This is a genomic window from Streptomyces caatingaensis (assembly GCF_001187435.1).
Lineage (GTDB): Bacteria > Actinomycetota > Actinomycetes > Streptomycetales > Streptomycetaceae > Streptomyces > Streptomyces caatingaensis.
Genome location: NZ_LFXA01000009.1, coordinates 456735 through 482835 on the forward strand (window position 1 = coordinate 456735; position 26101 = coordinate 482835).

General features: G+C 71.2%; 25 protein-coding genes. 11 read left to right on the forward strand and 14 right to left on the reverse strand.

Annotation, left to right across the window (positions count from 1 at the left end; genetic code table 11):
* The first annotated feature begins 80 nt into the window (after nt 1-80).
* Nucleotides 81-269 (forward strand): hypothetical protein, encoded by a 189-nt coding sequence (locus tag AC230_RS15335; protein WP_049716727.1) that lies wholly within the window; start codon nt 81-83, stop codon nt 267-269.
* Nucleotides 270-469: 200 nt separating this feature from the next.
* On the forward strand, nt 470-931 hold the full coding sequence (locus AC230_RS15340) for a DUF2690 domain-containing protein (RefSeq protein ID WP_049716728.1): 462 nt from the start codon (nt 470-472) through the stop codon (nt 929-931).
* 81 nt (nt 932-1012) lie between these two features.
* On the opposite strand, the gene AC230_RS15345 is transcribed toward AC230_RS15340, so the two are convergent.
* The 5 genes from AC230_RS15345 to AC230_RS15365 all read right to left on the reverse strand — a co-directional run bounded on the left by AC230_RS15345 (nt 1013) and on the right by AC230_RS15365 (nt 7680).
* Nucleotides 1013-2473: a catalase gene (locus tag AC230_RS15345; protein WP_049716729.1), complete on the reverse strand. Its 1461-nt coding sequence runs from the start codon at nt 2471-2473 to the stop codon at nt 1013-1015.
* Between the two features lie 182 nt (nt 2474-2655).
* Complete coding sequence (locus AC230_RS15350; RefSeq protein WP_241833230.1) at nt 2656-4650, reverse strand: SpoIIE family protein phosphatase; 1995 nt, start codon at nt 4648-4650, stop codon at nt 2656-2658.
* Between the two features lie 55 nt (nt 4651-4705).
* The gene (locus tag AC230_RS15355; protein WP_049716730.1) at nt 4706-5395 is read right to left on the reverse strand and encodes a class I SAM-dependent DNA methyltransferase; all 690 of its coding nucleotides are present in this window, start codon (nt 5393-5395) and stop codon (nt 4706-4708) included.
* A 133-nt stretch (nt 5396-5528) separates the two neighbouring features.
* The gene (fomD, locus tag AC230_RS15360; protein WP_049716731.1) at nt 5529-6203 is read right to left on the reverse strand and encodes a cytidylyl-2-hydroxypropylphosphonate hydrolase; all 675 of its coding nucleotides are present in this window, start codon (nt 6201-6203) and stop codon (nt 5529-5531) included.
* 82 nt (nt 6204-6285) lie between these two features.
* Nucleotides 6286-7680 carry a class II fumarate hydratase gene (locus tag AC230_RS15365; RefSeq protein ID WP_049716732.1) on the reverse strand — a complete coding sequence of 465 codons (1395 nt, stop codon included), beginning with the start codon at nt 7678-7680 and terminating at the stop codon, nt 6286-6288.
* 107 nt (nt 7681-7787) lie between these two features.
* Here AC230_RS15365 and AC230_RS15370 point away from each other — a divergent pair, with 107 nt between their 5' ends.
* Nucleotides 7788-9305 (forward strand): ricin-type beta-trefoil lectin domain protein, encoded by a 1518-nt coding sequence (locus AC230_RS15370; RefSeq protein ID WP_049716733.1) that lies wholly within the window; start codon nt 7788-7790, stop codon nt 9303-9305.
* 70 nt (nt 9306-9375) lie between these two features.
* Here the strand turns inward: AC230_RS15370 and AC230_RS15375 are convergent, their stop codons facing one another.
* Complete coding sequence (locus AC230_RS15375; RefSeq protein ID WP_049716734.1) at nt 9376-11040, reverse strand: fumarate hydratase; 1665 nt, start codon at nt 11038-11040, stop codon at nt 9376-9378.
* 158 nt (nt 11041-11198) lie between these two features.
* On the opposite strand from AC230_RS15375, the gene AC230_RS15380 reads away from it, so the two are divergent.
* Together AC230_RS15380 and AC230_RS15385 are read left to right on the forward strand one after the other, a co-directional pair.
* Nucleotides 11199-11885 carry a DUF1707 SHOCT-like domain-containing protein gene (locus AC230_RS15380; RefSeq protein WP_422125590.1) on the forward strand — a complete coding sequence of 229 codons (687 nt, stop codon included), beginning with the start codon at nt 11199-11201 and terminating at the stop codon, nt 11883-11885.
* Nucleotides 11886-12134: 249 nt separating this feature from the next.
* On the forward strand, nt 12135-12440 hold the full coding sequence (locus tag AC230_RS15385) for a WhiB family transcriptional regulator (protein ID WP_198535530.1): 306 nt from the start codon (nt 12135-12137) through the stop codon (nt 12438-12440).
* Between the two features lie 130 nt (nt 12441-12570).
* Here the strand turns inward: AC230_RS15385 and glpX are convergent, their stop codons facing one another.
* Complete coding sequence (gene glpX / locus AC230_RS15390) at nt 12571-13602, reverse strand: class II fructose-bisphosphatase (RefSeq protein ID WP_049716736.1); 1032 nt, start codon at nt 13600-13602, stop codon at nt 12571-12573.
* Between the two features lie 243 nt (nt 13603-13845).
* On the opposite strand from glpX, the gene AC230_RS15395 reads away from it, so the two are divergent.
* The gene (locus AC230_RS15395; protein WP_338399800.1) at nt 13846-14352 is read left to right on the forward strand and encodes a DUF4245 domain-containing protein; all 507 of its coding nucleotides are present in this window, start codon (nt 13846-13848) and stop codon (nt 14350-14352) included.
* Between the two features lie 37 nt (nt 14353-14389).
* Here AC230_RS15395 and AC230_RS15400 read toward each other — a convergent pair whose 3' ends face one another.
* The 4 genes from AC230_RS15400 to AC230_RS15415 form a co-directional block, all read right to left on the reverse strand.
* On the reverse strand, nt 14390-14980 hold the full coding sequence (locus AC230_RS15400) for a malonic semialdehyde reductase (protein WP_049716738.1): 591 nt from the start codon (nt 14978-14980) through the stop codon (nt 14390-14392).
* A gap of 114 nt (nt 14981-15094) precedes the next feature.
* Nucleotides 15095-15334 carry an exodeoxyribonuclease VII small subunit gene (locus AC230_RS15405; RefSeq protein ID WP_049716739.1) on the reverse strand — a complete coding sequence of 80 codons (240 nt, stop codon included), beginning with the start codon at nt 15332-15334 and terminating at the stop codon, nt 15095-15097.
* Between the two features lie 22 nt (nt 15335-15356).
* On the reverse strand, nt 15357-16577 hold the full coding sequence (gene xseA, locus AC230_RS15410; RefSeq protein WP_049716740.1) for an exodeoxyribonuclease VII large subunit: 1221 nt from the start codon (nt 16575-16577) through the stop codon (nt 15357-15359).
* A gap of 63 nt (nt 16578-16640) precedes the next feature.
* Nucleotides 16641-17981, reverse strand: coding sequence for an APC family permease (locus tag AC230_RS15415; RefSeq protein WP_049716741.1), 1341 nt, complete (start codon nt 17979-17981; stop codon nt 16641-16643).
* Nucleotides 17982-18089: 108 nt separating this feature from the next.
* On the opposite strand from AC230_RS15415, the gene AC230_RS15420 reads away from it, so the two are divergent.
* Both AC230_RS15420 and ppgK read left to right on the forward strand, forming a co-directional pair.
* Complete coding sequence (locus AC230_RS15420; protein ID WP_049717037.1) at nt 18090-19079, forward strand: 4-hydroxy-3-methylbut-2-enyl diphosphate reductase; 990 nt, start codon at nt 18090-18092, stop codon at nt 19077-19079.
* A 30-nt stretch (nt 19080-19109) separates the two neighbouring features.
* Complete coding sequence (ppgK, locus tag AC230_RS15425) at nt 19110-19874, forward strand: polyphosphate--glucose phosphotransferase (protein WP_049716742.1); 765 nt, start codon at nt 19110-19112, stop codon at nt 19872-19874.
* Here the strand turns inward: ppgK and AC230_RS32590 are convergent.
* Nucleotides 19771-20385 carry a DUF6542 domain-containing protein gene (locus AC230_RS32590; RefSeq protein WP_157868582.1) on the reverse strand — a complete coding sequence of 205 codons (615 nt, stop codon included), beginning with the start codon at nt 20383-20385 and terminating at the stop codon, nt 19771-19773. The two genes, ppgK and AC230_RS32590, sit on opposite strands and share 104 nt — an antisense overlap.
* 151 nt (nt 20386-20536) lie before the next feature.
* Between AC230_RS32590 and ychF the strand changes: the two genes are divergently transcribed.
* The 3 genes from ychF to AC230_RS15445 all read left to right on the forward strand — a co-directional run bounded on the left by ychF (nt 20537) and on the right by AC230_RS15445 (nt 22584).
* Nucleotides 20537-21625, forward strand: a complete 1089-nt coding sequence (gene ychF, locus AC230_RS15435; RefSeq protein ID WP_049716744.1) for a redox-regulated ATPase YchF — start codon at nt 20537-20539, stop codon at nt 21623-21625.
* Nucleotides 21626-21904: 279 nt separating this feature from the next.
* Nucleotides 21905-22189 (forward strand): hypothetical protein, encoded by a 285-nt coding sequence (locus tag AC230_RS15440; protein ID WP_028438980.1) that lies wholly within the window; start codon nt 21905-21907, stop codon nt 22187-22189.
* Nucleotides 22171-22584 (forward strand): PIN domain-containing protein, encoded by a 414-nt coding sequence (locus AC230_RS15445; protein WP_049716745.1) that lies wholly within the window; start codon nt 22171-22173, stop codon nt 22582-22584. Before AC230_RS15440 ends, AC230_RS15445 begins: the two co-directional genes overlap by 19 nt.
* Nucleotides 22585-22600: 16 nt before the next feature.
* Here AC230_RS15445 and AC230_RS33760 read toward each other — a convergent pair whose 3' ends face one another.
* A complete protein-coding gene (locus tag AC230_RS33760) occupies nt 22601-23779 on the reverse strand; it encodes a hypothetical protein (protein ID WP_241833231.1) in 1179 nt (392 codons plus the stop codon).
* 350 nt (nt 23780-24129) lie between these two features.
* On the reverse strand, nt 24130-25878 hold the full coding sequence (locus tag AC230_RS15460) for a DUF6119 family protein (RefSeq protein WP_049716748.1): 1749 nt from the start codon (nt 25876-25878) through the stop codon (nt 24130-24132).
* Nucleotides 25879-26101 lie beyond the last annotated feature (223 nt).

Below are 26101 nucleotides of genomic sequence, written 5' to 3' on the forward strand. Positions count from 1 at the left end.
CCCCGCGCCGAGGGGAGGGGGAACCGGAGCACACCGGCCGGCCTCCCTCCCCTCTTCCCGTCGGCAAAGGAGAATTCCTCATGGGTTTCCTGTACGCGGCCTTCTTCGGCGCTTTCCTCTACCTGCTGTTCGCGATCCCGCTGTGCAGGAAGGTCGCGCGCAGGACAACGCCGCGGATGGGCTGGACCATGGCCTTCCTGCTGATCGGATTTCCCGCGATCCTGCTGGTCGTCGGGGGTTTGATCGACGCCGGACGGAACGCTCCCTAAGGCCCCGCGGTTTTCCGGGAGAAGCGGTTCCGCTTTTCTGGACAACGAACTTAATGGGCCTTTATATTTATCGGCATCGGGTGACCGGATCCTCGCGGACCGGACCGATGCGGCGGATTCTTCGTCACCGGAACCGATTCGACGGAATGCCCGTCCGAGCCGTTCCGCATTTCATTGAGACTTGTACGTAAGGACATTCCATGCTCAAGATCGCTTCTCGCGTCGCCGCCGTTTCGGCCGCCACCGTCGTGATGGGGCTGATCCCGCTCGCCGGCACCTCCTACGCCGCGGGCTGCTACGGCACCAGCTGCGACAACAAGGGCCCGAAGGGCACGGGGTGCGAGAGCGACGCCGTCGGCCACGGCACCGTCGACAACAACGGCCGGGTCGCCGAACTGCGCTGGTCCTACAACTGCCGTGCGGCCTGGGTCCGTACGACGCAGAAGGCCAGCCCCTCCTGGTACAGCTCGTACGCCACGATCGAGAAGTACGACCGCAGCGGCAACCTGATCCGCTCGCTCAGCGTCGACACCCCGAGCGCGTACAACTCCTCGGACTGGTCGAACATGCTCGGCGGCGAGGACTACTACTACCGGGCGTGCGTGGGCTTCTACAAGAGCAGCGGTGCACCGTACGGCGTGCAGTGCACCAACAAGTGGTAGAACGCCCGGCGTTCGCGGCGTCCGTGTGACCGGTGCCCCTGCTCCCGGCCGGGAGCAGGGGCACCGGTCACACGAGCCCCGTCAGCCCCCGTTGACCCGGGTCGCGATCCTGTCGCCCGTCTCCTTGTCGATGTTGCGCCAGTACTGCAAGGCGCGGTCCAGGACCGGGCGGCTCACGCCGTTGAGGAGGTGGCCCGAGACGTTGTCGACGAGGCGGTCGCGGGCCGCGTCGTCGAGGACCCTGCGGACCATCGTGCCGGCCTGGCCCCAGTCGTCGTCCTCGCGGTGGAGCCTGTACGCCTCGCGGACCATCTCGCCGGAGGCGGACCAGCCGGCGATGTCGCCGAACTGCGCCGAAGCGGCCGGGCCGCCATAGGAGTTGGGGGCGTACGGTCGGGCCGCGGCGGACGGCTCGTAGCGCATCGCGCCGTCCTTGGCGTAGGAGTTGACCGCCGAGTGGGCCCGGTTCGGCGGCAGCTGCGCGTAGTTGGGGCCGATGCGGTAGCGGTGCGCGTCGGGGTAGGAGAAGAGGCGGCCGAGGAGCATCTTGTCGGGGGACGGGCCGATGCCCGGCACCAGGTTCGACGGCTCGAAGGACGCCTGCTCGACGTGGACGAAGAAGTCCTCGGGGTTGCGGTCGAGGGTCATCGTGCCGACCTCGATCAGCGGATAGTCGGCGTGCGGCCACACCTTCGTCAGGTCGAAGGGGTTGAAGCGGTAGTCCGCCGCGTCGGCGAACGGCATGACCTGCACCTTCAGGGTCCACGACGGGGCCTCGCCGCCGTCGATGGCCGCGTACAGGTCGCGGCGGTGGCGGTCCGGGTCCTCGCCGGCCAGGCGGTCCGCCTCCTCCTGGGTCAGGCACTCGATGCCCTGGTCGGTCTTGAAGTGGTACTTGACCCAGAACTTCTCGCCGCCGGCGTTGACCCACATGAACGTGTGCGAGCCGTAGCCGTTCATGTGGCGCCAGGTCCGCGGGATGCCGCGGTCGCCCATCAGCCAGGTCACCATGTGGGCCGACTCGGGGGACAGCGTCCAGAAGTCCCACTGCATGTCGTTGTCGCGCAGGCCGTTGTCGGGGCGGCGCTTCTGGGAGCGGATGAAGTCCTGGAACTTCTGCGGGTCGCGGACGAAGAACACCGGGGTGTTGTTGCCCACGAGATCGTAATTGCCGTGTTCTGTATAGAACTTGACGGCGAAGCCGCGCGGGTCGCGCCAGGTGTCCGGCGAGCCCTGCTCGCCCGCGACCGTGGAGAAGCGGACGAGCACCTCGGTGCTCTTCCCCGGCTGGAAGAGCGCCGCCTTGGTGAACTGGCTGACGTCGTTGGTCACCCGGAAGGTGCCGTAGGCGCCGCCGCCCTTGGCGTGCACCACCCGCTCGGGGACCCGCTCCCGGTTGAACTGGGCCATCTTCTCGATCAAGTAGTGGTCCTGGAGCAGGATGGGACCACTGTCACCGATGGTGAGCGAGTGCTCGTCGCTCTCCACGGGAATGCCCACGTTGTTGGTGGTGTACGGGGTCTGCTGCGCCGAGTCGGTCATGGGACGCCTCCCGGAAATCCCGCTACGGGTGATGACGAGGGCACCGGACGGGCCGCCCTCCAGTCGGCCAGTCAACTCCGTCGACAGCGCGTCGGCAACAGGGCCTTGGACGCCGTCCGGAACGCGACCCGGTACGGCCGGACGGGTGGCGCCGTCACACTCCGTGCCTCAGGCCCGCCGCCTCACGTCCCCTGCGGGCGCGACGGCAGCGGCAGCTCGAACCACACCACCTTCCCCGTGCTCAGCCGGGTCGCGCCCCACCGCCGCGCCAGCTTGTTCACCAGGTACAGCCCGCGGCCGCCCTCGTCCGACGGCCGCGCCTGCCGCAGCCGGGGGAGCTGGGGCACGTCGTCGCCCACCTCGCAGCGCAACACGTTCGTCCGCAGCAGACGCAGCGTGATCGGGCGCTCCGCGTACCGGACCGCATTGGTGATCACCTCGCTGACCAGCAGCTCCACGGAGTCGCTCAGCTCGCCCAGCGCCCAGCGGTCCAGCGCGCGCCGGGCCAGCCGGCGGGCCTGCCGGGCCGTCTGCGGCCGCGGGTCGAGGAACCAGTACGCGACGTCGCTCGGCGCTATTCCCTCGAAACGGGCCGCGAGCAGGGCGATGTCGTCGTCCCGGTCGCCCGGGCCCAGCATGCCCAGCACCTCGTCGCACAGCGGCTCCAGCGGCGGCGGATTGGGGCCCGTGAGGCGCGCGGTGTCGATCAGCCGCTCGCGCAGCTGCTCTATCCCGGTCCACACGTCCCGGATCCGGGACTCCACGAGGCCGTCCGTGTACAGCAGCAGGGTCGCCCCGGCCGGCGCGTCCAGCTCCACGGCCTCGAAGTCCACCCCGCCCACGCCGATCGGGGCGCCCGGCGGCACCCGCAGCACCTCGGCGCGGCCGCCCCGGTGCAGCATGATCGGCGGCGGATGGCCCGCGTTGGCGATCACGATGCGGTGCGAGACCGGGTCGTACACCGCGTAGAGGCAGGTCGCCATCCGGTCCGAGCCCAGCCGCTGCGCCTGCTCGTCCAGGTGGTGCAGGACCTCCTGCGGCGGCAGGTCCAGGCCCGCCAGCGTCTGCGCGGTGGTGCGCAGCTGGCCCATGATCGCGGCGGAGGTCATGGAGTGGCCCATCACGTCGCCGACGACGAGCGCGATGCGGTTGCCGGGCAGCGGGATCGCGTCGTACCAGTCGCCGCCCACCCGGGCGGTCTCGGCGGCCGGCAGATAGCGGCTGGCCAGCCGGACGCCGGTGGGCTGGGGGAGGGAGTCGGGGAGCATGGTGCGCTGGAGCTCGTCGGCGATGTAGACCTCGCGGCCGTAGAGGACGGCCTTGTCCACGCCGAGCGCCGTGTGTGTCGCCAGCTGCGCGGCGACCAGCAGGTCGTCGCCCTCGAAGGCCGCCCGGTCGGGCCGGCGTATGAACACCGCGGCGCCGATCACCCGGCGCCGGCCGCGCAGCGGGGCGAGGATCGTGCGCCGCTGCTGCGGTACGGGCCGGTCGGCGCCCAGCAGTTCGGGCAGGGCCGCCCGCGCGGCGGAGGAGTCCCCGAAGACGGGCCGGACGCCCCGCAGCACCTCCGCGAGCGGCCCGCCTATCCGTACCTCGCAGCGCTCGGCCGCGGCGTCGGCCAGCTCCAGGCCGAGGCCCGGCTCGCCCGCCTGCGCGGGGACGGCGGGCGGCTCGCCGCCCCACACCGAGTCGGCGGCGCCCAGGCCGCGGGCGTACTCCGGCAGCCGGTCGGTACGGCGCAGCCGCAGCACGACCGGGCCGACGGGCCGCTCGTCGCCGACCGGCAGCGGGTCGCGGAGATAGACGAGGATCGCGTCGGCGAAGGTCGGCACGGTGGCCCGGCACAGGCCCAGCACGATCTCGTCCAGGTCGATGCCGCGGGCGATCCGGCGGGTGGCCGCGCCGACGAAGCGCAGCCGCTCCCCGCCGCCGCCCGCGGACCGGGGGCCTTCGGCCGCCGGGTGGGCACGGCCCTCGTCGCCCGTGCCGTCGGGCGGGTCCGCCGGTCCGTCGAGGCCGCCGCTCATGACCGGCCGCACGGCACGCGCCCCGCGCGGCAGCGGCAGGGCCTCGTCGGGCTCGTCGCCGGCGCGGGGGCGCGGCGCTGCGGCCGGCGCGGGGGTGGGCCGGACTGCGGCATTCCGCTGTCCTCCGTGGGAGTCGGTGTGCTCCGTCACGCGTGGGGTTCCATCCGTCGGGGCCGTAAGCCCGGTCGCACAGGGCGCACCGTGGTCAGGCGGCGCGTCGCAGATTGAGGAAGAGCTGGATCTCGGGGGGTACGTCCGTGCTCAACGGGGCGTACGCCAGCGAGCTCTCGCCGGCGATCTCGAAGCCCGCCGCGCGGACGACCTCCCGCAACTCGTCGCGCAGATAACCCGATACCCGGATCGTGTTGCCGAGGAACGGTATCGCATAGTCGTCCACGTCCGCCTCCACCATCGAGAGCGCCAGCAGCCCCCCCGGTCTCAGCAGCCCGTGCAGCATCCGCAGCGCGTGCGGGATCTCCGGCCGGGGCAGCATCAGCAGGGCGAAGAACGCGGCGACGCCGTCGAAGGTGCCCAGCCGGCCGTCCCTCAGCTCCGCGAGGTCCGCCCGGTGGAACTCGGCCTCCGGAACGTGGGCGCGGGCCAGCTCCAGCATCCCCGCGGAGAGGTCGACGCCCACCACCGTGTGCCCGGCGTCCACGAGCTGGCGCGCCGTCGGCAGGCCGGTGCCGCAGCCGATGTCCAGCACGCGCGAGCCCGCCGGCAGCGACTCCGCCAGCCAGGCGCCCGCCGCGAGCTGTCCGTCCTTGTGCGGGAACGCCTCGTCGTAGCGGTCGCCGATGGCGTCGAACGCCTCGGCCTGGCCGCTGCGGTCCAGGCCCGTCAGGACGTAACCGGCATAAGCCCCGTCGGCCCGCTGCTCGTCGTCACCGCTCACGGCTGCGCCCCTTCTCGTTCTCGCGTGGACTCACTCTTCTCATGACACGGCGTCATATCCATTGGCACCGTGCAGTATCACGGAGCACGATCCTACGGTCGCCCCGCGGGGCGGCGGCAAGCGCTTCCGCCCGTCACACTCGCCGGAGGTCCCAGTCGTCGGGGAGCGCAGGCACCGGCCAGGCCGGGTCGGGCCGCCAGTGCTCCCAGCCGGAGGTGAACGGCGCGCCCCAGGACTCGATGTGCTCGACCGCCGCGCGCCCGGCGGCCCTCACCTCCTCGGCCCGGGCGGCCGTCATCAGTCCCACGCACTGTGCCTGGGCGAACTCGTCCTCGTCCTTCCACTCCCAACGCCGGTCCGGATAGACGGCGATGTCCAGGAAGTGGTCCTCGGAGTCGACCCCTCCGGCCCAGCGGGCGAGCGGTTCCTCAAGATTCACGTACCAGTTGCGGAACCTCCAGTCGAGGTCCCAGAAGAGCCAGACCGACCAGGGCTGTCCGGGCCGTGCGAGTTTCAGCACGCCCGTGCCGGTCCAGGTGCCGACGGCGGTGGTGCGCGGCTTGGTGTAGCGGGTCGCGAGGGGCTCCTGGTACGGGGGTGTGCCGTCGGCCAGGACGGGGCGTACGCAGTGGGTGCCCGAGGCGAGCCAGACGGCGAGCAGGTCGGGGTCGTCGCGGACGACGGTCACGGGGCGGCAGATGTGGACGCGGTCCGTGGCGTTGGCGCGGTAGCGCCACAGGATGTGGTCCCCGGGGGACCAGTGTCCGGTGCCGTCCGTCGGCGGTTCCGCTTCCACTTGCGCTGTCATGCGCAGATCTTAGGGGGCGGGGTGGGGGGTGTGCCGTGACGTGCGCCGCAGGGGGGTGGGTCCGGGGCACCCCCCTCGCGGACTACGGCCGCGTCATCCGCAGAACATCCAGCGCCTCGTCCAACTGCTCGACGGTCAGGAGCCCGCGCTCCACATACCCGGACTCCAGCACCACGGCCCGGATCGTCCGGCGTTCCGCGAGCGCCCGCTTCGCCACCTTCGCCGCCTCCTCGTAGCCGATGAAGCGGTTCAGCGGGGTCACGACGGAGGGCGACGACTCGGCGTACTCGCGGGCGCGCTCGGCGTTGGCGGTGATGCCGTCGATCGTGCGGTCGGCGAGCAGCCGCGCCGCGTTGCCCAGCAGCCGCACCGACTCCAGCAGGTTCTTCGCCATCACCGGCAGCATGACGTTGAGTTCGAAGTTCCCGGCGGCGCCGGCCGTCGCGACCGTCGCGTCGTTGCCGACGACCTGGGCGGCGACCATGAGGACGGCCTCCGGGACGACCGGGTTGACCTTCCCCGGCATGATGGACGAACCCGGCTGCAGATCGGGCAGGTTGATCTCGGCCAGCCCCGTCCGGGGCCCGGACGCCATCCACCGCAGATCGTTGGCGATCTTCGTGAGGCCGACCGCGATCGTCCGCAACTGGCCGCTCGTCTCGACGAGTCCGTCCCGCGCGCCCTGCGCCTCGAAGTGGTCGCGGGCCTCGGTCAGCGGCAGCCCGGTCGCGCGGGCGACCTCGGCGATGACCGCGGCGGAGAAGCCGGGCGGGGTGTTGATGCCGGTGCCCACCGCCGTTCCGCCGAGCGGGAGTTCGGCGAGGCGCGGCAGCGAGGCGCGCAGCCGTTCGACGCCGTACCGGACCTGGGCCGCGTAGCCGCCGAACTCCTGGCCGAGGGTGACGGGCGTCGCGTCCATCAGATGCGTCCGCCCGGACTTGACGACCTCGGCGAACTCCCCGGCCTTGCGCTCCAGCGCGCCCGCGAGGTGCTCCAGCGCGGGGATCAGCTCGCCGGTGACGGCGGCCGTCGCGGCGATGTGGATGGAGGACGGGAAGACGTCGTTGGACGACTGGCTGGCGTTGACGTGGTCGTTGGGGTGCACGGCGCGGCCCAGCCGCTCGGTCGCCAGGGTGGCGACGACCTCGTTGGTGTTCATGTTGGACGACGTGCCGGAGCCGGTCTGGAAGACGTCCACGGGGAAGTGGTCGTCCCAGCGGCCCTCCGCCACCTCGCCGGCCGCCTCCTCGATGGCGCGTGCCATGTCCGCGTCGATCACGCCGAGTTCGGCGTTGACCTTGGCGGCGGCCGCCTTGATGCGGGCCAGGGCCGCGATGTGCGCGCGCTCCAGCCGCTGCCCGCTGATCGGGAAGTTCTCCACGGCACGCTGCGTCTGCGCCCGCCACTTGGCGTGGGCGGGCACCCGCACCTCGCCCATCGAGTCGTGCTCGGTCCGGTACTGATCGCTCTCGGTCATCCTCACTACCTCCTGTCCGCTACAGCGTTTGGCTCGTTCCACGTGTTCCCAAAGGCCACTACCAGCCAGTAAATACCGCGGGTAACACAAGAAATCGGGGAGGCTCCATGACACGCAGACCCACCCTGCGCTGTTCACTCGCGGCCCTGACGGCTTTCGCGGCCGTTTTCGGAGGAATGGCCGCAACCGTCCCGTCCGCCCGCGCGGAAACGCGCTCGCCCGCCTCCACCCCCCTCTCTCCCGAGCTGGAGAAGATACGGGCCGCGGAGGCGGTGGGACTGTACGGCGACGCGGCCGAGCGGCCGCTCGCGCAGCGCAAGACGTCGCTGGTGTCACTGGGTGACAGCGAGATCAGCGGCGAGGGCGTCGGCACCTACGAGCCGGGCACGAACGGCCCGTCCAACTGGTGCCACCGCTCACCGGACTCCGCCATCCACCGCACGTCGATCCCCGCCGACGTCACCTACAACGTCGCCTGCTCCGGCGCCGACACCGGCAACATCCGCATCGGCGGCACCAAGCAGTACGCGGACGAGCTGGTGCAGAGCGACAACCTGGCGGTCAAGGCCCGCAACACGCGGGTCAAGATGGTCCTGCTGGTCGCCGGGGCCAACGACGACCTCCAGTTCGGCCCGGTGATCACCGACTGCGTCACCCGCTACCTCACGCTGCAGGGCCCCTGCGAGCCCAAGTACGCGCCCGGCTGGCAGGCGCGGGTCGACGGGCTCGTGCCGAAGGTGAAGAAGACCGTGGCGGACCTGCGCGCCGTGATGTCCGGCGCGGGGTACGCGAACGACGACTACAAGCTCGTCGTCATGGGCTACCCGAGCCCGATCGGCCCCGACTTCGAGGACAACCCCGACTACCCCGGCAAGCTGCCGGGCGGCTGCGTCGGCTACACCTCCGACTCGGCCTGGGGCCGCAACGCGGCGGTGCCGGCGTTCGAGCGCGGCATGCGCAAGGCGGCGCTGGAGTCGGGGGCGTACTTCCTCGACAACTCCCGTCTCTTCCACGGGCACGAGGTGTGCATGGAGAACGCGTGGGTGCGCGGGCTCTGGCTCGACCTCTCCAACCCCGTCCCGCCGGACGCCAACTCCGTCCGGCAGTCCTTCCACCCCAACGCGCGCGGCCACGCGGCGTTCGCCTCCTGCATCGGCCAGTTCTACGCCTCCGGCTACCGCGAGGCCGGCTGCGCCGACCCGGCGAGCACCGACAGGCCGGTGCTGCGCGAGGGCTCGTGGGACGAGGCGTACCGGCCGTTGCGCAACGCGGCGAACGGCGCGTGCGTCGACGCGTACGGAGCGGTGACGCGCAACGGCACCGAGGTCGGCGGATGGCCCTGCACGGGCAACCGCAACCAGGAGTGGTGGTTCGACGCCGAACGGGGCACGCTGCACGCGGCGTTGTCGCACGACCGGTGCGTGGACGTGCCGGAGGGCCGGTACGCGGCGGGGACGGCGGTGGCCCTGTGGAACTGCCACGGCGGTGGGAACCAGCGCTTCGCCCACTCCGGCGGAACGTTCCGCCCGGTGGCGGCCCCGGGCCTGTGCCTGACCCTGTCGGCCCCGGAGGACCCGGTCCGCCTCCAGCCCTGCGACGACTCCCCGTCCCAGCGCTTCGCCTAGCCGCCGCTTCCTGCGGGCTCCGCCGCCCGGCGCGGTGAGCGCGGGGCGGCGGAAGCCCGGAGGGGGACGCCTACTCGGCCGGCCGCACCGGGATGTTCATGAACGTGGGCACCGGCGCCGGGTCCGTGAAGAAGTCGTTCCCCTTGTCGTCGACGACGACGAACGCCGGGAAGTCCTCGACCTCGATCTTCCAGACCGCCTCCATGCCCAGCTCCTCGTACTCCAGGACCTCCACCTTCTTGATGCAGTCCTGGGCCAGGCGCGCCGCCGGGCCGCCGATCGAGCCGAGGTAGAAGCCGCCGTGCGCGGCGCACGCGTCGGTGACCTGCTTGCTGCGGTTGCCCTTGGCGAGCATGACCTTGGAGCCGCCCGCGGCCTGGAACTGCTCGACGTAGGAATCCATGCGGCCGGCCGTCGTCGGGCCGAAGGAGCCGGACGCGTAGCCCTCGGGGGTCTTGGCCGGGCCGGCGTAGTAGACGGGGTGGTCGCGCAGGTACTGCGGCATGCCCTCGCCCGCGTCCAGCCGCTCCTTGATCTTCGCGTGCGCGATGTCGCGGGCGACGACCAGCGGGCCGGTGAGCGAGAGCCGGGTCTTGACGGGGTACTTGGTGAGCTCGGCGAGGATCTCGTCCATGGGACGGTTGAGGTCGATCCTCACCACGTCGTCGTCCGACAGGTGCTCGTCGGTCGTCTCCGGCAGGAAGCGCGCCGGGTCCGTCTCCAGCTGCTCCAGGAAGACGCCCTCGGCGGTGATCTTCGCGACGGCCTGGCGGTCGGCGGAGCAGGAGACCGCGATGGCCACCGGGCAGGACGCGCCGTGCCGCGGCAGACGCACGACGCGCACGTCGTGGCAGAAGTACTTGCCGCCGAACTGCGCGCCGATGCCGATCTTCTGGGTGAGTTCGAAGACCTTCTCCTCCAGCTCCTTGTCGCGGAAGCCGTGCCCGAGCGGGGAGCCGGTCTCCGGGAGCTCGTCGAGGTAGTGCGCGGAGGCGTACTTGGCGGTCTTGAGCGCGTACTCGGCGGACGTGCCGCCGACGACGATCGCCAGGTGGTACGGCGGGCAGGCGGCCGTGCCCAGCGAACGGATCTTCTCCTCCAGGAACTTCATCATGCTCGCCTCGTTGAGGACGGCCTTCGTCTCCTGGTAGAGGAAGGACTTGTTGGCCGAGCCGCCGCCCTTGGCCATGAAGAGGAACTTGTAGGCGCCGCCGTCGGTCGCGTAGAGCTCGATCTGGGCGGGCAGGTTGGAGCCGGTGTTCTTCTCCTCCCACATGGTCAGCGGGGCCATCTGGGAGTAGCGCAGGTTGAGCTTGGTGTAGGCGTCGAAGATGCCGCGGGAGAGCGCCTCCTCGTCGCCGCCCCGGGTGAGGACGTTCTGGCCGCGCTTGCCCATGACGATGGCCGTGCCGGTGTCCTGGCACATCGGCAGCACGCCCGCGGCCGCGATGTTGGCGTTCTTGAGCAGGTCGAGGGCGACGAACTTGTCGTTGGCCGAGGCCTCGGGATCGTCCACGATCTTCCGCAGCTGGGCGAGGTGCGCCGGGCGCAGGTAGTGCTGGATGTCGTGGATCGCCTCTTCGGCGAGCTTGCGCAGCGCCTCGGGCTCGACCTTGAGGAAGGTGCGGCCGTCCGCCTCGAAGGTGGACACCCCCTCCGAGGTGACCAGGCGGTACGGCGTCCTGTCCTCGCCCAGGGGCAGGAGATCGGTATGGGCAAACTCGGGCCGAGACATCGCGGCGATCCCTCACTCACTCTGCGGGTGGTATGCGAGCCAAGCGTAGGCGCCGCCGGGCCCGGCCGGTTGGTGAGGCAAGCCTCACCCGGCACCGGAGCGCACTCCTCCACTTCCTGTGCTATCGCGATCTATCGCGTTTCGCCTATCCTGGGCCCGTGGACGAGTCAGCGCTGGAGAAACAACAGGTATCCCTGACCAAGGCGGCGGGGCCCGCGCCGGGGCCCGCGCACGGGCCCGAGCTCCGTGCCTCCGACGCGGACCGCGACCGGATCGCGGACATCCTGCGCGAGGCGCTGGCCGAGGGCCGGCTCACCGCCGACGAGCACGCCGAGCGGATCGACGCCGCGTACCGCGCCCGCACCATGGGCGAGCTGGAGCCGCTGGTGCGCGACCTGCCGGCGGCCCGCCCGGCCGCCGCGTCGGCCGCGGCCGACGCGTACGCGGCCCCGCGCCCGCCGGGCGCCCCCGTCCGGCCCGCGGAGAACCTCGTCGCCGTCTTCGGCGGCGCGACCCGCAAGGGCCGCTGGCGCGCGGGCGGCCGGATCAACGCGTTCGCCCTCTTCGGCGGCGTGGAGATCGACCTCACCGAGGCGCTGTTCGAGGAGCGGCAGCTCACCATCAGCACCTGGGCGCTCTTCGGCGGCGTCGAGGTCAAGGTCCCGGAGAACGTCTCGCTGCGCTCCGCCGGCACCGGCATCTTCGGCGGCTTCGACGTGGACTCCCACGAGGCCTCCGACCCCGAGGCGCCCACCGTGCTGATCACCGGCTGCGCGCTGTTCGGCGGCGTCGCGGGGAAGGCCAAGCGCGGCAAGCGGGTCAAGGACCTGCGCGCGGCGGGGTAGTTCCGCCGCCGCAAGGCCGCCGGGGACGGTGGTGACGGACGGTGTTCCAGTCGTGGCAACGGTGTGAATAAGAGCGCGCACAGCGGGTAAAGCTTGGTGCATCGTCTCTCGTACGGCTGCGGGTGCGAATGGCCGTGCAGGGTGAGACGGGCAAGGGTGACTCAACCGGCCGAGCAAAGCCGTCGTCAGGAGTGGACCGTGCTGCTACCGCATCAGCCCCTGCAGGAAGCCGCCGTACCGTCCGCGCGGATGTCCGCGCGGGATCAGGCAGGCCCCTGGCACTCGGAGGCGGTGTGCCGCCGGGACGAAGCAGGGCTGTTCTTCGCACCGTCAAAGGAACCCACGGCCGCCCGCCTCTCCCGGGAGGAGGCGGCCAAACGCGTCTGCGCCCGCTGCCCCGTGATGGTCGAGTGCCGCGAGCACGCCCTGCTCCAGCCGGAGCCGTACGGGGTGTGGGGCGGGCTCACCGCGGCCGAGCGCCGCGTCGTCCTCGCCCGCCGGCGGCGCCGCGAGGCGGAGCTCCAGCGGGCCACGCGGGTCGCCGCGGCGGGCTGACGCCTCGGTCCCTGCCTTTCTTCGCTTCACGGGGGCGCCTCCCGCCGGCCGGCCGGGGGCGCGGGGCCGAGTCCCGCTGGAAACGGTGAAAGGAAGGGACCGGGGCGTGCACCCCGGTCAACTCGCTTGCTCAGCTGGGCCGTTCGAAGTCGATCGTGCTGTAGGCGCGGAGCTTCGACAGCCGGTGTTCGGAGTCGATCTGCCGGATCGTCCCCGACTTCGACCGCATCACCAGGGACTGGGTGGTGGCCGTCTCGGAGCGGTAGCGCACGCCGCGCAGCAGCTCGCCGTCGGTGATGCCGGTGGCGACGAAGAACACGTTCTCCCCGCCGACCAGGTCGTCCGTCTGCAGGACGCGGTCCAGGTCGTGCCCGGCGTCGAGGGCGCGCTGCCGCTCCTCGTCGTCCTTGGGCCACAGCTTGGCCTGGATGGTGCCGCCCAGGCACTTCATCGCGCAGGCCGCGATGATGCCCTCGGGTGTGCCGCCGACGCCCAGCAGCAGGTCCACACCGGTGGCCTCGCGGGCCGCCATGATCGCGCCGGCCACGTCGCCGTCGGAGATGAACTTGATGCGGGCGCCCGCCTCGCGGATCTCCTTGACCAGGCCGTTGTGGCGGGGGCGGTCCAGGACGACGACCGTGACGTCCTCGACGGCGGAACGCTTCGCCTTGGCGATGCGGCGGATGTTCACCGCGACGGGCGCGGTGATGTCGACGAAGTCGGCGGCCTCCGGGCCGGTGACCAGCTTGTCCATGTAGAAGACCGCGGACGGGTCGAACATCGAGCCGCGGTCGGCCACGGCCATCACGGACACCGCGTTGGCCATGCCCTTGGCCGTCAGCGTCGTGCCGTCCACCGGGTCCACGGCCACGTCGCACTCGGGGCCGGTGCCGTCGCCGACGCGCTCGCCGTTGTAGAGCATCGGCGCGTTGTCCTTCTCGCCCTCGCCGATGACGACGACGCCGTTCATCGAGACGGTGTGGATCAGCGCGCGCATGGCGCGCACGGCCGCGCCGTCCGCGCCGTTCTTGTCACCGCGGCCCACCCAGCGGCCCGAGGCCATGGCGCCCGCCTCGGTCACCCGGACCAGCTCCAGGGCGAGGTTGCGGTCCGGTGCCTCCGGGCTGACCTCGAGCTGGGACGGCAGATGATGATCGGTCATCGGGGCGCACCTTTCTGTACGGCGTCGGCCGTGGGGTCCCCCCGTCCCGGTGGGCCAGGGGGGTGAGGGTGCTGATGACTTTATCCGCTGATTTCGAGAATGAGCAGGGCGCCCCACGCATGAGCACCGTCAAGGCGGCCGCCGGGCCCGTTGGCCGGTTCCCGACCCCCTCCGGCGTCGAGATCCACTCGGGCATGGGGGACGATGGGGGGCGTGGCTGGCAGGAACGGTAAGAATCAGACGGTGCGGAATCTGCTGCTGTCGTTGGCGGTGGTGGTTCCGGTGGCGGGCTCGGCATGGCTCTTCCTGCCGCACGGCGGCAAGGGCGACGCGGTGAAGACGGTCGAGTACCGCGTCGCGACCGAGTCGGCGCGGCGGGCCGCGCCCTATCCGGTGCTCGCGCCGGAGGGGCTCGGCAAGGACTGGCGCGCGACGTCGGTCTGGTACAAGGAGAGCGAACGCGAGGGCAAGTACTGGCACTTGGGCTTCGTCGACCCCGACACCGAGTACGTCCAGATCGAACAGAGCGACCGCACGCGGGACTTCGCGGACGCGTCCACCCAGCACGCGCGGCGGACCGGCCGCACCGAGAAGGTCGGCGGCGTGGTCTGGCAGCGCTGGGAGGGCGACAAGTACAACGCGCTGGTGCGCGAGGAGCGCGGAGTGACGACGGTGGTCGCCGGCACGGCGTCCGACCGGCGGCTGACGGAGATGGCCGCGGCGCTGAAGGCGGGCAAGCCGAAGGGCTGACCCCGGCACCGGGATCAGCCCTCGGGGGAGCCGGCCGTCAGACGACCGAGACGACCTCCTCGTAGGCCAGGCGCGGGGAGCGGGGGTAGTAGGCCTCCGCGCCCGGCTTGCCGATGTTGACGACCATCAGCGGGGTGTGGTCGTCGTCCAGGAACTCCTTCTGGACGCCGGCGGCGTCGAAGCCGGTCATCGGGCCGGCGGCCAGGCCGAGGGCCCGGACGCCCAGGATGAAGTAGCCCGCCTGGAGCGAGGCGTTGAGCGCGGCCGAGCGCTCACGGACCGGGCGCTCGCTGAAGAACGCGTCCTTGGCCTGCGGGAAGGCCGGGAACAGCTGGGGGAGCTCCTCGTGGAACTCGTTGTCCGCGGCGAGGATCGCGACCAGCGGGGCGGTGCGGGTCTTGGCCTTGTTGCCGTCCGACATGTGCGCGACGAGGCGCTCGCGGGCCTCCTCGGTGCGGACGAGGACGATCCGCAGCGGCGACTGGTTGAACGCGGTGGGCGCGAGCTTGATCAGGTCGTAGAGCGCCTGCATCTGCTCGTCGGACACCGGCTCGTCGGTGAAGGTGTTGGCCGTGTGGGCCTCACGGAAGAGGAGGTCCTGGGCGGCGGTGTCGAGGGCGAGGGACATGGGGGGTGACCTTCTTCGTCTTGCGGTGGTTCTGTGGCCGGCCAAGCACCACCGTACTGCAAGGTATGTGAAGATTCAACTGAAACTTCAATCAAACCGCCTGCACCCCTGGTGTCAGTCCTCCTGCCCGGCCTCCTCCGCCAGCGCCGCGTCCAGCCGCGCCCGGGCGCCCTCCAGCCAGTGCCGGCACACCTTGGCCAGCTCCTCGCCGCGCTCCCACAGGGCCAGGGACTCCTCCAGCGTCTGCCCGCCCGTCTCCAGCCGGCGGACCACCTCGATCAGCTCGTCCCGCGCCTGCTCGTAGCCGAGCGTCGTCCGCTCCTGTGCCTGGGCCCCGTCGGTGTTGTTCGCCATGCCGACCAGCGTAGGGCCTGGCCTACGCCGCCCCGCCGGCCACGGCCCGCACCGTGAACCCGCCCTCCGCGACCCGCGCCCGCAGCTCCTCGTCCGCTCCGACCTCGGCGGGGGAGCGGACCACCGAGCCGTCCGCGTGCTGGAGCACCGCGTAGCCGCGGCGCAGCGTCGCCGCCGGGGAGAGGCCGACGACGCGGGCGTGGGTGTGCGTCAGCTCGGAGTCGGCCCGGTCCAGCAGGTGCCCGAACGTCCGCCGGCCGCGCGCCAGCAGCGCCTCGACCTGCTCCTCCCGCTCCTCGACCATCCGCTGCGGGCGCTCGAAGCACGGCCGCGCCCGGACGGAGGCCAGCCCGCGCTCCTCGCGGTCGAGCAGCGCGGTGACGGCCCGCAGCGCGCGGTCGCGGAGCTGTCCGACGCGGGTCAGCTCCTCGCCGACGTCCGGCACGACGCGCTTGGCCGCGTCGGTGGGGGTGGAGGCGCGCAGGTCGGCGACCAGGTCCAGGAGGGGCGCGTCGGGTTCGTGGCCGATGGCCGACACGACGGGGGTGCGGCAGGCGGCCACGGCGCGGACGAGCTCCTCGTCCGAGAACGGCAGCAGGTCCTCGACGCTGCCGCCGCCGCGGGCGACGACGATCACGTCCACGCCGTCGTGCGCGTCCAGCTCCCGGACCGCCTCGATGACGCGCGGCACCGCGTGCACGCCCTGGACGGGCACGTTGCGCACCTCGAAGCGGACGGCGGGCCAGCGGTGCCGCGCGTTCTCCAGCACGTCGCGCTCCGCCGCCGAGGCGCGGCCGCAGACGAGGCCGATCAGCTGCGGCAGGAACGGGAGCGGCCGCTTGCGGTCCGCCGCGAACAGGCCCTCCGCGGCGAGCTGCTTCTTCAGCCGCTCCAGGCGGGCGAGCAGCTCCCCGACGCCCACCGGGCGGATCTCCGCCGCGCGCAGCGAGAGCGAGCCGCGGGGCGCGTACCACTCGGGCTTGGCGTGCACGACGACCCGCGCGCCCTCCGCGACGACGTCGGCGACCTGGTCGAAGACGGCGCGGTAGCAGGTGACGGAGAGGGAGATGTCGTGCGACGGGTCGCGCAGCGTCAGGAAGACGACCCCCGCCCCCGGGCGGCGGGAGAGCTGGGTGATCTGCCCCTCCACCCACACCGCTCCGAGCCGGTCGATCCAGCCGCCGATCAGCCGGGACACCTGACCGACGGGGAGGGGGGCCTCGGGAGTGGTGGAGAGCGCCATGCGGTCGAGGGTAGTGGGGGTGGGGCGGTGGCCCCTCCGGGGGAGGGCCGGGGGCACCGACGACTACCGCCCCCGGCGCACCCCGGCCACCCCCAACCCCACCCCCAGCCACACCGCCCCCACCACCTGCGCCGCCCCCGCCGCCTTCGCGATCACGGCGGCCACCACCCCCACCCCCACCAGCGGCACCAGCACATGCCGGACGAAATCGGCCCCCCGCCACTCCCCCCGCCGCACCACGAACCACCCGAACACCGACGCATGCAGCAGCCCGAACGCCACCAGCGCCCCCACATCCACCACCGACACCAGCCGGTCCAGCCCGTCGTCCCGCCGGGCCGCCCACACCGCCGCGCAGCAAGTGATCACCGCCGAGGCGAGCACGGCCCGCCGGGGCACGCCCGAGCCGCGGTCCACCTTCGCCAGCAGGCCGGGCAGCCGCCGGTCGCGGGCCATCGCGAAGAGGAGCCGCCCCGCCGCCGCCTGCCCGGCCAGGGCCGCGAACGCCGCGCCCCCCGCCTTGCTCGCCGCGACCAGGTCGTGCAGCCACCGCCCGCCGGCCGCGTCCACGGTGTCGTAGAACGCCGCCCCCTGCGCGGCCGGCCGCGCGGCCAGCTCCGCCGCGGACACCGGCGTCAACAGCGCCGCCAGATACGTCTGGAGGACGAAGAGCACGCCCGTCACCACCAGGCACGTCAGCACCGCCCGCGCCACCCGCCCCGGCCCGCCCGCCGACTCCTCCGCGAACGCGGCGATCGCGTCGAAGCCCAGATAGGACAGCACCGCGACCGACACCGCCGTCAGCACCGCGCCCGCCGGGAAGCCCCCCTGCCCGGTGAACGGCTCCGTCCACCCCCGCCGCGGCCCGTCCGCCACCAGCGCGTACGCCGCCACGGCCACGAAGACCAGCAGCACCGCCACCTCCACCGCCAGCACCACGAACCCGGCCAGCGCGGCCACCCGGACCCCCGACAGGTTCAGCCCGGTCGTCACCACGACGGCGGTCGCGGTCCACACCCACGCGGGCACGGCCGGGACGAGCGCGTGCATCGCGATGCCCGAGAAGAGGTACGCCACCGCGGGGATGAGCAGGTAGTCCAGCATCGCCATCCACCCCGCCACGAACCCCGCCCCCTCGCCGAGGCCCACCCGCGCGTAGGTGTAGACGGAGCCGGCCTGCGGCGCGACCCGCACCATCCGCGCGTACGCGTACGCGGTGAACCCCATCGCCACCGTCGCCACCACGTACACCAGCGCCACCGCCCCGCGCGCCGTGGCGAGGAGCGTGCCGAAGACGCCGACCGGCGCCATCGGGGCGATGAACAGCAGCCCGTAGACGACGAGGTCCCGGAAGGACAGGGCGCGCCGGAGCGTGCCGTCCCCGGCGACGGGCGGTGCGGACATGCGGCCCTCCTCAGCTCGTTCCCGCCGCGGACGTCCGGCCAGTATTCGGCCCGGACCCGGGCGGGGAGCCAGGACGCGCCGTGGCCGTCGGCCCGTACGATGGACCGCATGACTGCAACCCGCGCTCGCAAGGTCCTGCTCGCCGCCCCCCGTGGCTACTGCGCGGGTGTGGACCGTGCCGTGATCGCCGTCGAGAAGGCCCTGGAGCAGTACGGCGCGCCGGTGTACGTACGCCATGAGATCGTCCACAACAAGTACGTGGTCAAGACCCTGGAGAAGAAGGGCGCGATCTTCGTCGAGGAGACGGCGGAGGTCCCCGAGGGCAACATCGTGATCTTCTCGGCGCACGGGGTGGCCCCGGTCGTCCACGAGGAGGCCCGGCGCGGCAGGCTGGCGACGATCGACGCGACGTGCCCGCTGGTGACGAAGGTCCACAAGGAGGCCGTCCGGTTCGCCAAGGAGGACTACGACATCCTCCTGATCGGCCACGAGGGCCACGAGGAGGTCATCGGCACCTCCGGCGAGGCCCCCGACCACATCCAGCTGGTCGACGGCCCCGACGACGTCGCGAACGTCGAGGTCCGCGACCCCGACAAGGTCGTCTGGCTCTCCCAGACCACCCTCTCCGTGGACGAGACGATGGAGACCGTCGGCGCCCTGAAGAACAAGTTCCCCAACCTGCTCTCGCCGCCCTCGGACGACATCTGCTACGCCACGCAGAACCGGCAGACCGCGGTGAAGAAGATGGGCGCCGCGGCCGACCTGGTCATCGTCGTCGGTTCGAAGAACTCCTCCAACTCCGTGCGCCTGGTCGAGGTCGCCCTCGGCGCCGGCGCCAAGGACGCCCACCTCGTCGACTACGCCGAGGAGATCGACGAGGCGTGGCTGGAGGGCGTCGGCACCGTCGGCGTCACCTCCGGCGCCTCCGTCCCCGAGATCCTCGTCGAGGGCGTCCTGGAGTGGCTCGCGGCCCGCGGCTACGACGACGTCGAGACCGTGACCGCCGCCGAGGAGTCCATCACCTTCTCCCTCCCCAAGGAGCTCCGCCGCGACCTGCGCGCGGAGGCCGCCGCCGCGGTCGACGCCGCCGAGGGGTGAGCCGGGCCTTCCGCCCTTAGCGTGGTCGCCATGGACGCATTCGGTGTGGACATCGGCGGATCCGGGATCAAGGGCGCCCCGGTCGACCTGGCGGGCGGCGCCCTCGCGGCGGAGCGCCACAAGGTGCTCACCCCGCAGCCGGCGACCCCCGACGCGGTCGCGGACCGGGTCAAGGAGGTCGTGGACCACTTCGGCTGGTCCGGCCGTCCGGTCGGGGCGACCTTCCCGGGCGTCGTCGTGGGCGGTACCACCCGCACGGCCGCCAATGTCGACAAGGGCTGGATCGGCCTGGACGCCGCCGCCCTGATCGGCGAGCGGATCGGCGCCCCGGTGACCCTGCTCAACGACGCGGACGCGGCCGGCGTCGCCGAGATGACCTTCGGCGCCGGGCGGGGCCGCATGGGCACGGTCGTCGTGCTCACCTTCGGCACGGGCATCGGCAGCGCCGTCTTCACCGGCGGCCGGCTCGTCCCCAACACCGAGCTGGGCCACCTGGAGCTGAACGGGCACGACGCGGAGACCCGGGCGTCCTCGCGGGCCAAGGAGGACGGGGACCTGACCTGGGCGCGCTGGGCGCGCCGGGTGCAGAAGTACCTGCGGTACGTGGAGGGGCTGTTCTCGCCGGAGCTCTTCGTCATCGGCGGCGGCGTGAGCCGCAAGGCGGACAAGTTCCTGCCGCTGATCCAGGGCGTCAGCGCCGAGATCGTGCCTGCTCGGCTGGAGAACAACGCGGGGATCGTGGGGGCCGCGATGGCCGCTTCCGCTGCTGCGACCGGACCAGCCGGCGGTGTCTGACCAGCGACACCCGGCGGACGAGTGTGATCAGGCCGGCCAGCAGCGTCCCCGCGTACAGCCAGGGGGCCTGCAGGGACAGAAAGCTGACCAGGCCCATCGCCCGGCCGGTCAGCCCGCCGGCCCCGCCGACGACCGGCAGCGCCCCCACGGCGAAGGCGATGGGCACGGCCACGGGCGCGGCCACCAGCTCGGCGGGCCGCACGGACAGGGCGCAGACCGCGCAGCACAGGACGTAGAACGCCCCGTACAGCGCCGGTGAGCCATGGGCCGCCACGGCGTCCAGCTCGCCGGCCCCCAGCATCGCGAGGGTGGTGAGCAGGCCGTTGCCCAGCCCCGTCAGCCGCAGGTCCTGCGTCCGCCGCAGCGCGCGGGCCACGGGGCGCGGGGAGCGCCCCGGGCGGGCCCGGCCGGCCGGCGGCCCGCCGTCCTGCCCCAGGGGGGCGGCGGGCCGGGGCACCGGGGCCGCGCGGCGGACCTTGTGCTGGGAGATGCGTGCACCGGGTTGCTCCACCCGACCAAACTAGGTCGAGGAGCGCCGCGAATCCGGCGTTGGACACGCCCTTTGCCCCGCCTCGGCCGTTCGTTCGAGCGGTGTCGGTCGCACCGTGCGGGAGCCCCGTAAACTGGTTGACCGCCCCGCTCTCACTACAGGAAGTCGTCACGTGTCGCTCACGATCGGAATCGTCGGTCTGCCCAACGTCGGCAAGTCGACCCTGTTCAACGCTCTGACCAAGAACGACGTGCTGGCGGCCAACTACCCGTTCGCCACCATCGAGCCCAACGTCGGCGTCGTCGGCGTCCCCGACGCCCGCCTGACGAAGCTGGCGGAGATCTTCGGTTCGCAGCGCGTCCTGCCGGCCACCGTGGACTTCGTGGACATCGCGGGCATCGTCCGCGGCGCCTCCGAGGGCGAGGGCCTGGGCAACAAGTTCCTGGCGAACATCCGTGAGTCCGACGCGATCTGCCAGGTCATCCGCGCCTTCAAGGACGAGAACGTCGTCCACGTGGACGGCAAGGTCTCGCCCAAGGACGACATCGAGACGATCAACACCGAGCTGATCCTCGCGGACCTCCAGACCATCGAGAAGGTCCTGCCGCGCCTCCAGAAGGAGTCGCGCATCAAGAAGGACGTCGCCCCCAAGGTCGCCGCCGTCGAGGCCGCCAAGGCGGTCCTGGAGGAGGGCCGGACGCTCTTCTCCGCCGGCGTCGTCCAGGGCGGCGAGAAGGCCGAGCTCCTGCACGACCTGCACCTGCTCACCACCAAGCCCTTCCTCTACGTCTTCAACGTCGACGAGGACGAGCTGACCGACGAGGCGTTCAAGGACGAGCAGCGCGCCCTGGTCGCCCCCGCCGAGGCCATCTTCCTCAACGCCAAGCTGGAGGCCGACCTGGCCGAGCTGGACGAGGAGGAGGCCCTGGAGCTCCTCCAGTCCGTCGGCCAGGAGGAGCCCGGCCTCGCCACCCTCGCCCGCGTCGGCTTCGCCACCCTCGGCCTCCAGACCTACCTGACGGCCGGCCCCAAGGAATCCCGCGCCTGGACCATCAAGAAGGGCGCCACCGCCCCCGAGGCCGCCGGTGTCATCCACACCGACTTCCAGAAGGGCTTCATCAAGGCCGAGGTCATCTCCTTCGACGACCTCGTCGCCACCGGCTCCGTCGCCGAGGCCCGCTCCGCCGGCAAGGCCCGCATGGAGGGCAAGGACTATGTGATGGCGGACGGGGATGTCGTGGAGTTCCGCTTCAACGTGTAGCGGCTGACATATCACCACGTCGCTAATCTGGCAAACATGCAGGTCAGAGAGGGTTCGACCCTTCGGGGTCGGGCCCTTAATTTTTTCCCGTGGCGGGACGGTGCTGGGATGGCTGACCCCTCGTCACCTGTCATCACCCCTGCTCATCCCTACCGTGCTGGGATCGTGCTGGGATGGGATGGGGATGCCCGTGCTGGGATTTGCGCGAGCGGGGCGCTGGCCGAGTGTGAAGGTAGTGCGGACGTGGCGCTTTTCCTACTCGTTTGACACAATCGGGGTATGGCTGAGGCGACGTACAGCATCGGGGAAGGTCCGGCGACGCGGGTGAGCTTGTCACTGCCGGAGGGGACCGCGGAGGCGATCCGGGCGAGGGTGGGGAAGCGGGAGTTCTCCGCGTTCATCGCCGAGGCGGTCGAGCGTGAGCTGCGCGGGCAGGTCCTGGACGAGTACTTGGCGGACTACGAGAGCCGCAAGGGGCCGGTCTCCGAGCCGGCTCGTCAGCGGGCGCGACAGGTCTTCGACGAGGTGTTCGCCGAGGAGGCCGAGTGGCCCGCCGCAGGCTGAGTCACGAGGGGACGCTGGTCCTCGACAGCGAGGGACTCTCGAAGCTGCTCGCCGACGACGAGCAGGTGGTGGCTCTGATCGCTGAGGCGCGCTCGCGGGGCATGGAGGTCGTGATCAGTGCACTCGCCATCATCGAAGCCGTCCACGCCCGTACGAACAAGTCCCGCCTGAACTGGGTGCTTTCCGGGCTGCGGGTCGTTCCCGTCGGCGACGAGGAGGCAAGGGCTGCCTCGAAGCTGCTGATGAATGCCGGATTGCACGGACACAAGTACGCGATCGATGCGGCCATCGCCGAGGCCGCGCTGCGACAGCACCGCCCCGTGGTCATGCTGACTTCCGATATTGACGACATGGCCAAGCTGTGCGGCGAGCGGGTCCGGCTCGTGGCGGTGTGATTTCCCTTGGTCCGGCTCAGTAGGAGCGGGGTCCGTAGGGGCTCCAGTGGCAGAGGAAGGGCTTGAGGTCGTCGCCGCTGAGTTTCGGCGGCGTGGGTAGTTTCGGCGCTGAGGCCGATTCGGTGAGGTTTTGGAGGTGCGCGTCCGCGAACGCGAGCCACGCCTCGACCTCGGTCCGCTCCTGCCCGGGCGGAAGTGATGTGGCATGGACGCCTACTGCTGCGACGTATTCAGTCAGGCGGCTGGCCTGGTACCAGGTGTCTGCCTGTTCTCCGAGGTGTTTGACGCGGTAGGCGTGGGCGTAGGCGGCGTGGGCTTCCTGCAGGGCGGCTTCCCAGCGCTTTTGCTGTACCTCTCTGGCTTGCTGGTCTGCAAGGCGTTTGCGTTCTGAGGCCTCGCCGCGGAGTCCGACCTCCTGCGCGATCTCGGCGAGTTGTTCGTCCAGAGGCCGGTCGGGGAGATCTGCCCATTCGCTTGCACGGTGCGGGCTGCCGCCGCGGAGTATGAAGCGTAGGCGGCTGGAGGGGGTGTAGTCGAAGCGGGGGATACGCATCCATGAGTACTTCTTGGCGTCGGCGAGTTCCTTGTCTGTGGGGACGTGTTCGCTGCGGTCCTGTTCTTGGAGGACGAGCAATCCGACTCTTTCGCCTTGGGCGGTGATGGAGAAGTGCGGTGGTGCCTTGCGGCGCCGATGGGGCGGGGGCGCGCCCTCTGTGGTTCCGAGCGATGCCTTGTGGCCTTGGGCTGTGGTGGCGGCGATGAGGGTTTGGATGATGCGCAGGGCTCGTCCCTGGAGGGGTCTGGTCAGGCCCATGGGCTGCGGCTGCTTTTGGAGGGCGGCTACGACGGCATGGGGTTTGGTGAGTCTGGCCGGCACAGGGGGCGGGGTGAGTTCCGCGAGGCGCCAGGCAGGGATGTCGATCAGCTTGATCTCATAGCCGCGGTGGGTGCGGTATCCGTGGATTTCCTGCGTGTGAGGGATCTTGCCGGACTTGCGGGCGGCGTTGACCCGTGACGCCCAATTCACCGCGTGCGGGCCGGATTCGATGGGCTTGATGAGACAGCCGTCGTTCGCAACGGCCAGTTCATCGAGTAGCTGGTCCGCGTAGTTCGCAAGGGCCTTCGGCACGGCTCGGGGGCGCGGCGGTGCCGATTTTCGGGCGGGGCGTTCCGGCGGTCGGGTGCTCTGCTCCACGGGGCGGATGCCGCGTTCGATGAGATGCTGCCGCCCCTTCTCGGTGAGGTGGGCGCTCCAATGCCCGCGGGTTTGGTGACTTTGATGAGCCCTCGTTTCTGCAGGGCTTGTCCGCTGGTCTTGTACGTGCTGTCTGGCCAGACTCCGTCGGGACACCCCTGGCCCACCCAGCCGAGCACGGCCTGCTGCCGCTTGTTGAGGTCCTGTTCCATGTAGCCTCCCGCCGTTCCCTGGGTGCCCTGACCCGGAGACGATGCCCGCTGCCCTTGCGGGAATTCGGGGTTGTTGAAAGGACTCCTCGTTCGGATGAGAGATATAGAGGGCGTATTTACGGCGAGAGTCCCGGGCGGCTACGCAGCCTCGTCGCGCATGGCGGACTGGGCCGACTCGCTTTCGACGCCGATGACTTCGACGGTCACGCCGCGAGCGGCGAGGGCCTTCGCGGTCTGGGCCAGGGTGATGGCGGAGAACGGGAAGAGGGAGTCCGGCGTGAGCTTGGCTCCGTCCTTAAGGAGGATCGCGAAGACGACGTGGCGCGGGGTGAAGTCCTCGGGGATGCTGCGGGCCGGATCGCTGTTGACGTGTACGGACCGGGCGAACTCCGCGCGTACGGCCGCGTTCTCGAAGAGGAGCTCAACGGAGACGCGCGCCTGACTGAACAGGTGACTCAGCGGGCTAGAGGAGTGCGCGGCCTTCACGAGGACAAGAGTGTCGTCCTCGGTCAACAGGTCACAGATCTCGACGGAGTTGCTTGCCCGAAAGGGGTTGTGGACATTCTTCTTGTCCAGGCAGACCCAGCCGCGGCGGTCCTGTGCGGCCAGCTTGTTGTAGTCGCCTTCGTCCGCGGGGCGGATCACGCGGATTCCCTTCTTGTTCAGCTTCTCGACGAGCGGCCAGCGCGGGAGGTCGACAGAGGGCGCGTCGGGGAACAACGTGGACACGGTCTCGTTGACGTTGCGCAGGTAGTCCGCCCCGAGCTCGTACCACTCATCGTCGAGCAGGCAGAACGTGCGGGAGTTGAGGGAGAAGGTGGCCCCGATCCACTTCATGGCGGATTCCTTGGACAGGGCTTCGAGGGAAGCGGTGCGCGGGGCGAGTGCGGTCCGTGCGGCGAGCGTGTCGCGGAACAGTTCAACGGTGCCCTGCCGGAGGGCCTCGACGCGTGCGCCTGCCTTGATCACGCGGGCCCGCTCCAGGACATAGTCGAGACTGAAATCGTCCTGGAGGTGGGGAGGGCAGGAGCCGATCTTGATGGTGCAAGCGGTGGACCGGGACAGGTCGGCGCTCTGGGAGAAGGGGACAGCGCTGACGATCCGGCCGTCTGCGGGACGGCCGAGCGTGGCGTCCAGTTCCGCATCGAGTGCGTCGATGAGGGAGGGGGCCTTGACCGGGGTGATGTGTTCCACGAAGGCCAGGTCGGGGTGGGGAGGGGCGTGCTCGCAGATCGCAGCGATAGCGAGGATGTCCTTGACCAGCGTGGTGGGGGTGGTGCCGAGTTTGATACGGAGACCGATGCCGCCCTCCGCAGTCATGGCCCCGTTCCTGGTGCCGCGCCCCGCAGTGAGGTCGACTTCGTCGAGGTAGCCGCCGAGGTGGCGGATGATCCTCCCATGGTCCCGGAGGCCGAGGGCCGGTACGGAGGCGCCGGCAGGGACCAGGGAACTGTCGATGCGCGCCTGGCCGAGGACGCTGGCAGTGAAGTCCCGCACCTGCCGCGGGTTGATGGCGCGGATACCGAAGGACAGACCGAAGCGCGCGTCCTTGAGCTGGGTGGGGAGAAGCCGGTACCCCTGGTCGAAGCCGATCGCGTACACCGCGCCGTCGACGGCGAGCATGAGCAGTGCGCCGGTGCGCTGCTCGCTCTGCAGCAGGTCCGACTCGTCGGTGAGCCGGAGGATGTCCTTGCCCCAGGCGGCTTCCTCCTTCGCTACGGCGAAGGACACCGCGAGGGCGGGAACTCCCATGTGATCGCTGACGTCCCGCACGACCGCGTCCAGGGTGTCGAGGGCGTCGACGTCGAGGGCTTCGAGCATCGACTCAGGGGTCGCCTTGACGTGGGTCAGGCGGTACAGGGTGCGCTTCGACGCGGTGCTGGACACAGAGGTCTCCTGGGGCGAGGTTGCGGTGCGGTTCGGTAACACGAGCGGCCTTACGGGACAGGTGGTGTTGAGGCGGACAGGGGTGAGTGCCCGGCAAGGGAGCAGAGGTGCGGCGATGAGGACGCCGATGCGGTCGGACTCGTATGGGGCTGGCGTCCCGGCGGGTGGTGCCGGGGTGATGGTGACGAAGGTGCCAGAAGATTGGAGGTGAAATTGTTCGAGA